This window comes from Zongyangia hominis (genome assembly GCF_014385095.1).
GTDB classification, from domain to species: Bacteria; Bacillota; Clostridia; order Oscillospirales; family Ruminococcaceae; genus Zongyangia; species Zongyangia hominis.
In genome coordinates, this window is record NZ_JACRTC010000006.1 from 91,539 (window position 1) to 105,139 (window position 13,601).

Below are 13,601 nucleotides of genomic sequence, written 5' to 3' on the forward strand. Positions count from 1 at the left end.
GCAAAGGGCGGGCCCCGGAGCGCCCTCCTTTGCCCACCCTTTTATTGTAACGGAAACGGAGCACCCCCGCAAGGGGCGGCCCCGCCAATTTTGCGCTTGGAACTAGTTCCTTTTTGTAAACATTGCCTTTCGCCCAAACCGCTCCTAGAGGGAAGCCTTGCCGCTGACCGAGACAATGTCGTCCCGCATCCGGATGGCCTCCCGGCGGGCCGCACCGGTAAAGTCCCGCTCGTCGCAGTTTTCCTTCTTCCAAGCGCAAAGAATGCCCCGGGAGGAATTGACGATGGCGCCAAGGCCCCGGGCATCAAACGCGCCGGCCACGTCTTTGGCCCCGCCGCCCTGGGCGCCGTAGCCCGGCACCAGGAAGAAGGTGTGGGGCAGCTTCTTCCGCAGCTCGGCGAGCTGTTCGGGGTAGGTGGCGCCCACCACGGCGCCCACGCCCGAGTAGCCGTATTTGCCCGGCAAAGCCTTTCCCCACTCCTCGCACATGGAACCCATCACCTCATAGACGGTCCGATCGCCGATGTGCTCATCCTGCAACTCCCCGGAGGAGGGGTTGGAGGTCTTGACCAGGACGAAGATGCCCTTGTCCAGTTTCTCGCAGACGTTTAAGAGCGGTTTCACACCGTCCGAGCCCAGGTAGCCGTTGACGGTCAGCGCGTCGCTGCCAAAGGGGGTAAACATCTCCCCTTCCACTTCCACCTCTCCCAGGTGGGCGGTGGCATAGGCCTCCATGGTGGTGCCGATGTCGTTGCGTTTGCCGTCGGCGATGACGAACATGCCCTTCTCCTTGGCATAGGCCACCGTTTCATAGAAGGTCCTGACCCCCTCCACGCCGTACATCTCGTAGTAGGCAAGCTGAGGCTTGACCGCCGGCACGATGTCGCACAGCGCGTCGACGAGGGCTTTATTGTACGTCAAAATCGCCGCCGCGGCCCCCGCCAGGTTCTTGCCGTGCCGTGCAAAGGCCTCCTCTTTGAGGTAAGAAGGCAGGTAGTCCAGTTTGGGGTCCAGTCCCGCCACGGTGGGGTTTTGCGTCGCTACAATTCTTTCAATCAGTCGGTCCAAAGCCATAATATCCTCCCCGGCCGCTTCGCACTCCGGCCGCTCCTTCCTTGTGCCCCGCCGGCGAAGTCATTTTTGACGGAGCTTCCCGCGCCTTCTCCGGCGCGTGGGGGCGTTATCTGCCCCAGTTATGATCGGTAAATACCACATTGCCGCCCAGGATGGTCATCTTCACCTTGCCGGTGAAGGTCCGCCCGTGAAACGGCGTGTTCTTGCTCTTTCCATGGAGCTTCTCCCGGTCCACCGTCCACCGCTCCTTGGGGTCGAAGATGACGATGTCGGCGGGGTTGCCCTCTCTGAGGGAATTGTCCCCCAGCTTCATGATCTTGGCTGGATTTAAGCTCATCAGCCGCACCAGGTGGTCGAGGGACAGGATGCCGGTGTCCACCAGCGCCGTATAAGAGGCGGCGAAGGAGGTTTCCATCCCCACCACGCCGTTGGGGGCGGTGAGGAAGTCGGCCTTCTCCTCCTCGGTGTGGGGGGCGTGGTCGGTGACGATGGCGTCGATGGTTCCGTCGACAAGCCCCGCGATGATTTCCGCCACATCCGCCCGCTCCCGCAGCGGCGGGTTCATGCGGAGGTTGGCGTCCCGGCTTCTCAGCTCCCGGTCGGTGAGGAGGAAATAGTGGGGCGCCGTCTCACAGGTGACCCGCACACCCCGCCGTTTGGCGTCCCGAATGGTACGCACCGAACCCTTGGTGCTCACATGGGCGATGTGGATGGCGGAACCGGTGGCCTCGGCCAGCGCGATCTCCCGGGCCGTGACGCTGTCCTCCGAGCTGCGGTCCATCCCCTTGACGCCCAGATCCGCCGACACGACGCCCTTGTTGATGATGCCCCCGTCGATGATACCCAAATCCTCACAGTGGCTGATGACCGGCAGACGCAGGGCGGCGCAGAGCTCCATGCACTCCTGCATGAGCCGGGCGTTCTCCACCGGGCGGCCGTCGTCGGTGACGGCGATGGCCCCTGCCGCCATGAGCTGGGAGAAGTCCCCCAGTTCTGTCCCCCGCATCCCCCTCGTAATGGTGGCCGCCGGATAGACCTTGGCCTTGGCTCCCGCCGCCTTATCGTAGATGTAGGAGATGATCTCCTCGCTGTCCACCGGGGGATTGGTGTTGGGCATGCAGATGACCGACGTCACCCCTCCGGCGGCGGCGGCCTCACACCCCGAGAGGATGTCCTCCTTGTGGGTCTGGCCCGGGTCTCTGAGATGGACGTGCATGTCCACAAAACCGGGGGCCGCCACCATGCCCGTCGCGTCGATGACCCGTTCGGCCAAAGCGGCGTCGATCTGGGGGTGGACGCCGGTGATGACGCCATGGTCCACCGCCACGTCCATCACCCGGTGCAGGCGGTTTCTGGGGTCGATCACGGTCGCTCCTTTGATGAGCAGTTCCATCAGCGCGCCTCCTCTTTTTTTACATAAATACTGACTTTGTCCACCCCGTCGCGCTCGCGCATCATGACGCGGATTTCCTCGTTCCGGGAGGTGGGCACATTCTTTCCAATAAAATCGGGCCGCAGCGGCAGTTCCCGGTGCCCCCTGTCGATAAGCACCGCAAGCTGCACCGCCTCGGGACGGCCCCGGGCCATCACCGCGTCCAGCGCCGCCCGGGTGCTCCGGCCGGTGTACATGACGTCGTCCACCAGCACGATTTTGCGCCCGGTGACGTCAAAGGGGATGGAGCTGGTGTCCTCGATTTGGGCGTCTTTGGGGATATCATCCCGGAAGGGGGTAATGTCCAACATCCCCACCGGGATGCTGCGCCCCTCGATCTCCTGGATTTTGTCCGCAATCCGCCTTGCAATTTCCCCGCCCCGGGATTTGAGCCCCAGGATGCAGACATTTTCCACCCCGTGGTTTCGCTCGATAATCTCGTAGGTGATGCGCGCCATGGCCCTGGCCATGGCCTTTTCGTCCATGATCTGCGCCTTTTCTATGAGCATCCAGCCGCCTCCTTTCCCGTTAATTTCTGAATGTTGCTCTGTCTTTTCCGCCCCGGTGCTGGGTGGGCCCCAAATCGCGGCCCCATGACGGGCGGTGGGGCATCATCGCGCCCGCGGCCGCATTCCCGGCCCTCCCCCTCGCAGCCCCCGGCAAAAGAAAAATCACCATACCGCACCGCCGCGGTATGGTGAACAATGTCGATGGTGAGCGTGGGGACCTTCCCCGGCACTCCTTCCTTCCATACCTTACCGGCCTCACGGGACCGGTTTCAAGGCGTATGAGCTCCGCCAATCTGGCGGGACCTAAGGCAATAGATTGCTTTGTCGTACTGCAAACTAAACAAAAAAATCTTCTTTTTCTTATTCTATATCACCAGGGAAACCCTGTCAATACGAAGAACGCACTCGCGTAGAAAAAAGCAGGGAATCGGATGGATTCCCTGCTTTTTGTTGCATTTTTATTCCTCGTCTTCCTCTTTGCCCGCCTGACGCAGCGGTTTCATGGTCGGGAAGAGCAGCACGTCGCGGATGGAATAGCTGTCGGTGAGCAGCATGATGAGCCGGTCGATGCCGATGCCGATGCCGCCGGTGGGAGGCATGCCGTATTCCAGGGCGTTGATGAAGTCGTTGTCGATGTCGCAGGCTTCCTCGTCGCCGGCCGCCTTCAACTGGGCCTGGCGCTCGAAGCGGGAGCGCTGATCGATGGGGTCGTTAAGCTCGGAGAACGCGTTGGCGTGCTCCCGGCCGACGATGAACAGTTCAAAGCGCTCGGTGTAATCGGGGTCCTCCGGCTTTCTCTTGGCAAGGGGAGAGATCTCCACCGGGTGGTCCATCAGGAAGGTGGGCTGTACGAGCTTCTCTTCCACAAACTGCTCGAAGAAGAGGTTGAGGATGTCGCCTTTGAGGTGGTGTTCCTCGTACTCCACATGGTGCTCTTTGGCAAGGGCCCTGGCTTCTTCCAGGGTCTTGACGGTGGAAAAGTCCACGTCCGCGTATTTCTTGACCGCGTCCACCATGGAAAGACGCTCAAAGGGCTTCTCCAAGTCGATTTCGATGCCGTTGTAACAAATTTGCGCCGAGCCCAGCACCGCCTTAGCCACATGGCGGATGAGGTTCTCGCACAGGTCCATCATGCCGTGGTAATCGGTGTAGGCCTCATAGAGCTCCAACAGGGTGAACTCCGGGTTGTGGCGCACGTCGATGCCCTCGTTGCGGAAGACCCTGCCGATCTCGTAGACCTTGTCAAAGCCGCCCACGATGAGCCGCTTCAGGTGCAGTTCCAGGGCGATGCGCAGGTACATGTCGATGTCCAGGGCGTTATGATGGGTGATGAAGGGACGGGCGGAAGCGCCGCCGGCCTGGGTGTGCAAAACGGGGGTCTCCACCTCCAGATAGCCGCGGCTGTCCAGATAGTTTCTGATCTCCCGGATGATCATGGAGCGCTTGACGAAGGTATCCTTGACGTCGGGGTTGACGATCAGATCCACATAGCGCTGACGGTAGCGCAGCTCGGTGTCCTTGAGGCCGTGCCATTTTTCCGGCAGAGGCTGCAGGGACTTGGAGAGGAGCTTGAGGGCGCTTGCTTTGACCGAAATTTCACCCTTCTGGGTGCGGAACGCCGTTCCCTCCACGCCGATGATGTCGCCGATGTCCCACTTTTTAAATTCCTTATAGTTTTCCTCGCCCACGCCGTCGAGCCGGGCATAGATCTGGATTCTTCCCGAGGCGTCCCGCACGTCGAGGAAGCTGGCCTTGCCCATCTTGCGGCAGCTCATCATCCGTCCGGCAATGGCAACCTCTTGACCCTCCATGGTCTCGAAGTTGTCCACAATTTCCTTGGCGGTTGTGGTGCGTTCATAGGTCGTGATGGTAAACGGATTCTTGCCGGTGGATTTTAATTCCTCCAGCTTTTCGCGGCGCACCCGCAAAATTTCGGACATCTCTTCCAGGCTCTGTTCCCTGGAAGCATCATTTTGCACGTTTTTGTTTTCCTGCATCTTCTGCTCCCCCGTTCCTTTCCATTCGGTTTGACGCTGTAAATAGATAGAAACGAGCCCTCTGCACCCCAGCCGGGACGCGGGAGAAAGCTCGCATCTAAAAGATTCTGTTCATTTGATGATGGATTATTTGGTGATCTCCAAAATCTCAAACTTGAGCAGTCCCACAGGCGCCTCCACCTCGACGATGTCGCCTACCTTGCGTCCCAGCAGCGCCTGGCCCACTGGGGATTCGTCGGAGATTCTGCCCGCCACCGGATCGGACTCGGTGGAGCCGACAATCTGGTAAACGACTTCTTCATTATATTCCAAATCCATGGCCTTTACCTTGGAACCGATGCCCACATGTTCATTGGTCAGCTCTTCCTCATCCAAGACCTTGACGTTTTTGAGCATGGCCTCCAACTGGGCGATTCTCGCCTCCACAAACGCCTGCTCGTTCTTCGCCTCATCGTACTCGCTGTTCTCGGACAGGTCGCCGAAGGAGAGGGCCACTTTGATCTTTTCCGCTATATCTTTCCGTTTGACCGTTTTGAGCTCTTCCAGCTCGTTTTCCAGCTTTTTGAGTCCCTCATCAGTCAATACCATTTGTTTTTGTGCCGCCACAGTGCATCTTCCTTTCGTTGTCTGGCCTTTCCTCAGACCACGACAATATTTGTATTATAGGGGAACAAACGTGCTCTGTCAAGCCCTGACAGTACTTTCCTCCGCCCGGCGGAGGGCCGTGTCCCCCTGTCTTTCCTTCTCTTCCATTTTTGCCAGATACATACTGACATCCCCAAGGGAAACGTCGTTGTCTCCCACCCTGCAACGGTCGATGGGGAGGGTGGAAAGTTCCCGCTGCCCGCACATCTGCCACAGCGCCGCCAAAAAGTCCCCGTCGGCGATCATGGGCGGCTTGAGGGCCAGGATGTCCTCGGGTATTTGCTGATGAAAACCGTTAATGACCCTTGCGTGTCCCGCTACCTCCACCCGGTCCACCGTGACGATGGGCGGTGAAATTTCCGCGCTATGCCGGTCGGTGAGCCCGTGGGGAGCATAGACGATGGCGCAGCGGTAGGCGTCGTCCTGGTTTTGAGAGACGAGGACCGAAGCGCCGTAGGTTTCCATCATCTCCTCCGCCACCCCATCGTACATGGCCTGGTTGCGGGTGACGACCCGCACCACCGAGGCGTACCGGATGGCCTGCCGGACAAAGGGAACCGCGCTCCCCCGCAGATCCACCACGCCGATGGATTTGCGGTAAAGGGGCAGGGGCGACTGCTGGATGGTCTGCAGGACAAACTGACGGGCCACCTGGTCGGCATACTCCCACACCGGCAGCCGGGAAAGCCCCAGCTCCTCGGGCGGCGTGATCTGGCGAGGGAGCACCAGCATCCGGCCCGCCCGGCCCGCCATTTCGGCGATCTCCTCCCAGTCCATATCGGAAAGGCTGCCCGACCAAGTGATGACCGCAAACCTTATTCTATCCCGTTTTACATATTCTATTTGCGCCTGTTTCCTCTCAAAGAGACGGCGCCATGAAAAGCGCGCCCTTTCCTCAGGGCGCTGAGCCGTCAGCACCACAAAGATCACGTCCACCTTCCTTCTTCCCCGCCCTGCCTGTCCCAGGGTGCTTTGGAGCGTTTGCACCACTATCCTATGGGGAAAAGAAGGAAAAAAGACCTGATTTTCATCAGGTCTTGGCGTGTTTCCTTTTATGCCGCCTGGTCTTCGGAGGAGGATTCGCTTTGCGAAGACGATTCGCTGGAGGATTCACTCTGGGATGAGGAATCATCCTGCTGCGTTGCGGGCGGTATGATCTCATCGATGCCTTGATTTTGGGCCATGCTTTCAAGCAGGGCGATGGCCCGGATGAGCTGGCTGTCCTCCCCCTCCTCGAGATCGGTGAAGGACTGGCCCTGCTCCAGTTTGAGCGCCACCTCGTAGTCGGGTTTGACGCCTACCCCATCGAAGCTGCCGCTGACCGGGGGCAGGAAATCGGCCACCGTTAAGTTGATGGCGGAGCCGTCGTTGAGGGTGAAAAGCTGTTGCATCTTGCCCTTGCCGAAGGTGGTGGTGCCCACCACTTTGGCCACACTATAATCTTTAAGGGCCTGGGCAAAGAGCTCCGCCGCACTGGCGGTTTTCTCATTGGTGAGGACCACCATGGGCACACTGTCGATGGAAATGCGGTCGGAGGTGGCCAGGACCTCGGTCTTGCCGTTTTTATAGACAGCCGAAACGATGGGGCCCTCCGGCAGCAGCCGGTCGAGCATTTTGGCAGCCGCGTCGATGGTGCCGCCGCCGTTATCCCGCACGTCGAAGATGAGGCTCTTGGCGCCGCCGTTGAGCATACTGTTCAGGGCGCGGTCAAACTGATCGGGGGTGACGTCGTTAAAAGTGGTGATGCGGATATAGCCCTTGTCCCCGATGAGCCTGGACTCCACGGTGGGTATCTCCACGCTGCGCCGGGTCATTTCCAGCGGCTCGTCAGTGTTATCCCGGCGCACCACCAAAGTTACCGTGGTACCGGCGTCGCCCTTGATGAGCTCCGCCGCGTCGCTGATATTATTCATGGTCAGGTCGGTGTCGTCGATTTTGACGACGATGTCCCCCACCTTAAGCCCCGCGCTCTGGGCCGGGGAGTCGTCGTAGACCTGTGTCACCCGCAGGTAGCCGTTGTTAATTTCAAACACCGCGCCCACGTCCACGCGCTTGCCCTCCAAAGACTCCTTGAGGGCCTTGTATTCCTTGGCGCTGAGATAGGTGCCGTATTTGTCGCCCACGCCTTCGATGTAGCTTTTGGCCAAAGCGTCGGTGAGCTGGGTCTCATCGATGTCACCGCTGTAATTCTGCCGCACAATGCGGTCCACCTCGGCGATCTTTTCGTACATGGCCTCCCGCTCTTTGACGTTGTGGACCTTTTCGTTGAAGTTGTTCATGGAAAAGACCATGGCGATGCAGAAGGTGACGGCCGCGGTGATGATCATGAAGGTGATCGCCGCGCCCAGGGATATCTTTTTACTCATGAATCTACTCCTTATACCCGCCTGTTATCCCTGAAGATAGGGCAGCGGATTGGTATGGGATCCGCCTACGCGGATTTCGAAGTGGAGGTGGGCGCCGGTGGACCAACCGGTGGAGCCCACATAGGCGATGGTGTCGCCCCGGCTGACCTTCTGTCCCTCCGACACAGCGATGGAGCTGGTGTGGGCGTAGAGGGTGCTGTACCCGCCGCCGTGGTCGATGAGGACATACTTGCCGTAGCCCACGCCGTCCACATAGGTGAGGTTTGCCTTGATGACGGTGCCGTCGTTGGCCGCCACAATGGGTGCGCCGTACACGCCGCCGCCGGAGATATCGATGCCGGTGTGGAAGTCGGTGTGGTTAAAGCGCCAACCGTAATAGGAGGTGATGTTGCTAAATCCCGGCAGCGGCCACCTAAATTCGCCGCCGACAAATTCCCCGCCCTGGCCGGAACCGTTATTCTGCGCGTTTTGAATGATCTGGGAAATCTCCGCGGAAGCGGCGTCCATCTGCTTTTTGATGGTGGCCTGGTTGTCCAGATACTGCTGCTCCAGCTGGCTAATGTAGTCGATTTCCTTCTGGGTCTGGGCCACCTTATTGTCCAGGTCCTTCTTCTTGGCGCTGAGATCCGCCTTGTCCGATTCGACCTCGCTCTTGGCCGCGTCCAGAGACTCCATGTCCTTCTCTAAGGACGCCTTGTCCTCTTCCAGCTCCGCCTTGTCGGTCTTTAAGTTCTCGATGAGCTCCTTGTCCTGCTCGGTGATGCGCTTGACCACCTCGGACTTGGTGAGGAAGTCATAGAAGCTGTCGGCCCCCAGAATGAGGCCGAGGGAACTTGCCTCGCCCCGCATGTACATGGCTTTGAGGCGCTGTTTAAATAGCTCGTAGTTTTGCGATATGTTCTCTTCCTTGCGGTTGATGTTTTCCTGGGTGACGGTAATATTCTCCTCGGTGGCTGTGATTTTATCTTCCAGCGCGCCGATTTTTTCGGAAAGCACGGAAATCTCCTGGCGAATGAGGCTGATCTGGCTGTCCAGCTGCTTTTTCTCCGCCAGCTTTTTGTCCCGCTCGGTCTTTGCATTGTCGATTTCCTGCTGCAAAGCGTCCTGCTTGGCCTTCAAATCGTTGAGCTGGTCCTGTAGTTCGTCGATCCGGCCCTGGTCCACCTTGGGTGTTTCCTTTTCCGACTCGGTCTGGGTCTGGCTGGAACCGTCGGTCTTGTCCTTAGCGTCTTCCTCCGCCGCGTAGGCGCTGCCAGACGCAAACAGGATGCTCAGGCAAAGGAGCACCGCCATCAGCTTATAGGTGCGCTTGTGATGTTTTCGCATCCGAATCACCCTCCTCACACAGAATGTTTCGTATATTATACCTTCAAATATTTTCTGACAAAGATGAGGCTGCCCAAGGCGCCCAGTCCCACGCCGCCCACGCCGAAGCCGATGGCCAGTTCCTTGGCCACGGTGGTGAAGGGCACCACGCTCATGAAGACCTCCCGAATCCACTGGGAGGAAAGCGGGGCGGAGCCGATGTAATTGATGAGCAGCGTATAGCCTCCCCACAATAGGAAGAAGCTGAGAATCGCGGAGATGAGCCCCAGGATGATGCCCTCGACGAGGAACGGCATCCGGATGAAACCGTCGGTGGCGCCCACATATTTCATGATGTTGATTTCTTTTCTTCGGTTAAAGACGGTGATCTTGATGGTGTTGGAAATGATGATCATGGAAACGACCAGCAGGATCCCCACAATGGCGACCCCCGCCACATAGACGATGCGCTCGATGGTGGTCAGCGTCCCGGCAATCTCGGTGGGAGCCCGGGCGTAGTCCACCCCCGCGACCTGCTCCACCTCCCGCTGGGTTTCGCTGAGTCTTTCCAGGTCCTGCACCTTGACCTTGAAGGAGAAGGGCATGGGGTTTTGGTCCTTGAGATCTTCAAAGAACTCGTCCTGCTCGCCCACGCTTTTGAGCGTTTCTTCCAGGGCTGCTTCTTTGGAGACAAACACCACTTCGGACAGGTTGTCCACCTGGTTTAAGGCCTTTTCCACCTCTTTGACTTCGCTGTCGCTGACGTCCTCCTTGACAAAGACCACCATCTCGTTTTGGTCCTCTACATAGCCGACCATGGAATTGATGTTGATGGAGGCAAGCACCGCGGCGCCGATGAGGAGCATACAGGCGACCAGGACGCCGATGGACGCCAGAGACATGAGACGGTTGACCCAAAATCCCCGGAATCCCTCCTTGAGAAGATAACGGAAACTACTCGCTTTCATCAGAGGACCTCCAATCGTTGCGGTCGGAAGCGATGACGCCGCTGTCCAGCGTGATCACCCGACGGTTAAATTTAGCCACCAGATCGTGTTCGTGGGTCACCATGATGACGGTAGTCCCGCAGCGATTGATCTCGTTTAACAGGTCCACAATTTCAAAGGACAGCTCTGGGTCGATGTTGCCGGTGGGCTCGTCGGCGATAATCAGGGAAGGGTTGTTAACCAGCGCTCTCGCTAGCGCCACCCGCTGCTGCTCGCCGCCCGAAAGCTGGTCGGGCATGCTCCGCGCCTTGGAGGCCAGCCCTACTAAGCCTAATATGTAGGGAACCCGGCGGCGGATGTCCCGGAAGGAGACGTTGGTCACGCGAAGGGCAAACGCCACGTTGTCGTAAACATTCATATTGGGGATGAGCCGGAAGTCCTGGAATACCATCCCCACGGTCCGCCGGAATTTGGGGATCTGACGGCGTTTGAGGGCGCCCAGGTCATAGCCGTTGACCATGACTTTCCCCGACGTGGGCTTTTCCTCCCGGGTAATGAGCTTGACCAGCGTGCTTTTTCCCGCGCCGGAAGCTCCCACCACAAAGACGAACTCCCCTTTATCAATAAATAGGTTGACGTCCTTGAGCGCATGGGTGCCGTTGGGGTACTCCTTGGACACATTGCTGAAACTGATCACTTTTGCACCGCCTCTTGGCAGGAAGATTCTCTTCCTTTGTTTCACGCAGACGGCCGCCTAAAAAGGAACCCGCCCGCTCTCGTTCCGCCGGTTTTTCCGCGGCATCCCCTGTCTGACCGGTGGGGTATCTGCCGCCCCGCGCGGGACGATAGCCAAAAATGCGCCATAAGGCGCATTTTCATCACACAGCCCCAGGGGGCGTGCATCCCGTATGGACTGTCATTAATATTTTACAGGATTCGCTGTCAGATATTTTTTCACCATCAGCGCCACCTTGAAGATGATGGCGTGGTCAAATTCTCTCAGATCCAGGCCCGTCAGCTTTTTGATCTTTTCCAGCCGGTAGACCAGGGTGTTCCGGTGGACAAAGAGCTTGCGGGAGGTTTCGGAGACGTTCAAATTGTTTTCAAAGAACTTCTGGATGGTAAAGAGGGTCTCATGATCCAGACTTTCGATGGAACCCTTTTTAAACACTTCCCGCAAAAACATCTCGCACAACGTCGTGGGCAGCTGATAGATCAGCCGGGCGATGCCAAGATTGTCGTAGCTGACAATGGACTTCTCGGTGTCGAACACCTTCCCCACTTCCAGCGCCACCTGGGCTTCCTTAAAGGAGCGGGCCAGGTCTTTGATGCCGGCCACCGAAGTGCCGATGCCCACCACCACCCGGGTGTAGAATTCGCTACCCAGGGTATCCACAATGGAGCGGGCCAGTTTTTCCAGATCTTTGGACTCGATGCCGGGCTTGATCTCCTTGACCAGCACGATGTCCGATTCGCTGATGTTGAAGACAAAATCCTTCTGCTTGTCCGGGAAGAGGTTCTGAATCACGTCGAAGGCGGAAATGTCGTTGGAGGAGACGATGCGGATGAGCAGCACCACACGGTTAATGTCGGTGTTAAAGTGCAGCTCCCTGGCTTTGACATAGATGTCGCCGGGCAGGATATTGTCCAGAATGACGTTTTTGATGAAGTTGTTGCGGTCGTACTTTTCGTCGTAATACTGCTTGATGCTGGCCAGCGATACCGCCAGCACCCCGGCGAATTTGGCCGCCATATCGTCGGTTCCTTCCACGAAGACGGCGTAATCGGGTTTAATTCTGGTGCCAAACGGCTTATAGGTGTAGCCGTCGCGCACAAACAGGTCGTTGGACTCCACCAGGTCCAGTGAGATATATTCGCTGGTCTCGCCGATTCTGGTCAGGTCACTACATGAAATAATGGTGGCCGTGTCGTCCACCACGCCGATCACACGGTCGAGGGTATCGCGCATTTGATGTACTACGCCTTGGAATAATCTGTTCGACATAACCTTGATTCCCCTTCTTCAACAAATTGTATCTGTATCTGGAAAAAGCACTGCGGTGCGATTTATGTAAAATGTACGAAACTGCTGTTATATATTTTACACAAAAAAAATACAATTTGCAACATATTGATGAATAAAAGTTGTGTAAAACCCCTGTTTTTTTATCAAACAGTCAACTTTGGCGCAATACAGGGCTTATTTTAACCCACGAATTTTGAGATTTTATGAACGAAACATGAAGAAACCCTCGTATTTCCAGACCTTCCCCGTCAATTTCTGGGTTTTTTTCCATTCCTCCGACAATTTGCACAAAGAATTTAGCCCCGGCACTGGACCCGTGCCAGCTCCTCTTTTGTCAGCTCCCGGCACTCCCCCGGCGCCAAGCTTTCGTCCAGCGGAAGGTCGCCCATCCGCACCCGTTTGAGGGAGAGGACCTTCCCGCCCAGAGCGCCGAACATCCGCTTGATCTGGTGATACATCCCCTCTTTGAGGACCACCACGCACTCCTGCCCGCCCTCCGTTTCCCGCAAAATAAGTTCGGCGCTCTGGCAGATTTGCCCCGCGCCGATGTCCATGCCCGAAGCGAAGGCCTTGACCGCCCGCTCGTCCAGGGGAATGTCCACCTTGGCTACATAGGTCTTGGGGATGTGCTTGCGGGGGGAGAGGATGTCGTGGGCAAACGCCCCGTCGTCGGTGAGGAGCACAAAGCCCTCCGTGTCCTTGTCCAGCCGCCCCGCCGGAAAGAGATCCCAGTGGCGCCAGCGCTCGGGCACCAGGTCCACCACCGTCTTCTCCTTGGGATCGCTGCTGGCGGAGATGACCCCCAAAGGTTTATTCATCATCAGATACACATGCCTTTGGTAGCGCACCGGCGCGCCGTCCACCTCGATGCGGCTTTCTTCCGGGTCCACCTTCGTTTCACCGGAAGAGACGACCGCGCCGTCCACCCGGACCCTTCCCTGCCGGATGAGGGCCTTGACCTCCTTGCGGGAGCCCGCGCCCATATTCGCCAGCACCTTGTCGAGCCTCTCCATCGCTTTGCCCCCTTCTTTTTTGATGCGGCCGTTTCACCGCACAAAAGCGCCATCTTCCCGGCCCTTTACCGCCGCTCAGGGCCCCGCGCGCACTCGCCCGGGGACGTTCCCGGGTCCAAACCTTCCAGGACTCCGCCTGTGGGATACTCCCGCGCCCAAACATCCCGGACTACGCCTGCGGGACGCTCCCGCGCCCAAACGTCCCGGACTCCCGCCGCTCTCGGCCGATACCCCAATTATACCATATCCGTCCCCCGCATTCCTACACCCGATTTTTCCCACGCATA

General features: G+C 58.1%; 12 protein-coding genes. All 12 read right to left on the reverse strand.

Going from position 1 to position 13,601, the window contains the following annotated elements; genetic code table 11:
* Positions 1 to 144: 144 nt before the first annotated feature.
* Positions 145 to 1,074 (reverse strand): orotidine-5'-phosphate decarboxylase, encoded by a 930-nt coding sequence (gene pyrF, locus H8709_RS09250; protein WP_262398094.1) that lies wholly within the window; start codon positions 1,072 to 1,074, stop codon positions 145 to 147.
* 106 nt (positions 1,075 to 1,180) lie between these two features.
* Complete coding sequence (locus H8709_RS09255) at positions 1,181 to 2,467, reverse strand: dihydroorotase (RefSeq protein WP_262398095.1); 1,287 nt, start codon at positions 2,465 to 2,467, stop codon at positions 1,181 to 1,183.
* Positions 2,467 to 3,015, reverse strand: a complete 549-nt coding sequence (gene pyrR, locus H8709_RS09260) for a bifunctional pyr operon transcriptional regulator/uracil phosphoribosyltransferase PyrR (RefSeq protein ID WP_262398096.1) — start codon at positions 3,013 to 3,015, stop codon at positions 2,467 to 2,469. Before pyrR ends, H8709_RS09255 begins: the two co-directional genes overlap by 1 nt.
* A 458-nt stretch (positions 3,016 to 3,473) precedes the next feature.
* Entirely contained in the window at positions 3,474 to 5,012 is a 1,539-nt protein-coding gene (gene lysS / locus H8709_RS09265) for a lysine--tRNA ligase (RefSeq protein WP_392391674.1), read from the reverse strand.
* A gap of 126 nt (positions 5,013 to 5,138) precedes the next feature.
* Entirely contained in the window at positions 5,139 to 5,618 is a 480-nt protein-coding gene (gene greA / locus H8709_RS09270; protein ID WP_262398097.1) for a transcription elongation factor GreA, read from the reverse strand.
* A gap of 78 nt (positions 5,619 to 5,696) precedes the next feature.
* Positions 5,697 to 6,647: a hypothetical protein gene (locus H8709_RS09275; RefSeq protein WP_262398098.1), complete on the reverse strand. Its 951-nt coding sequence runs from the start codon at positions 6,645 to 6,647 to the stop codon at positions 5,697 to 5,699.
* 62 nt (positions 6,648 to 6,709) lie between these two features.
* Positions 6,710 to 8,023, reverse strand: a complete 1,314-nt coding sequence (locus H8709_RS09280; RefSeq protein WP_262398099.1) for a S41 family peptidase — start codon at positions 8,021 to 8,023, stop codon at positions 6,710 to 6,712.
* Positions 8,024 to 8,047: 24 nt separating this feature from the next.
* A complete protein-coding gene (locus tag H8709_RS09285) occupies positions 8,048 to 9,349 on the reverse strand; it encodes a murein hydrolase activator EnvC family protein (RefSeq protein WP_262398100.1) in 1,302 nt (433 codons plus the stop codon).
* A gap of 35 nt (positions 9,350 to 9,384) precedes the next feature.
* Entirely contained in the window at positions 9,385 to 10,296 is a 912-nt protein-coding gene (gene ftsX / locus H8709_RS09290; RefSeq protein ID WP_262398101.1) for a permease-like cell division protein FtsX, read from the reverse strand.
* Positions 10,283 to 10,972, reverse strand: a complete 690-nt coding sequence (gene ftsE / locus H8709_RS09295; RefSeq protein WP_262398102.1) for a cell division ATP-binding protein FtsE — start codon at positions 10,970 to 10,972, stop codon at positions 10,283 to 10,285. Before ftsE ends, ftsX begins: the two co-directional genes overlap by 14 nt.
* 222 nt (positions 10,973 to 11,194) lie before the next feature.
* Complete coding sequence (locus tag H8709_RS09300) at positions 11,195 to 12,280, reverse strand: PucR family transcriptional regulator (RefSeq protein ID WP_262398103.1); 1,086 nt, start codon at positions 12,278 to 12,280, stop codon at positions 11,195 to 11,197.
* Between the two features lie 317 nt (positions 12,281 to 12,597).
* Positions 12,598 to 13,314 carry a pseudouridine synthase gene (locus tag H8709_RS09305; RefSeq protein ID WP_262398104.1) on the reverse strand — a complete coding sequence of 239 codons (717 nt, stop codon included), beginning with the start codon at positions 13,312 to 13,314 and terminating at the stop codon, positions 12,598 to 12,600.
* Between the last annotated feature and the right edge of the window lie 287 nt (positions 13,315 to 13,601).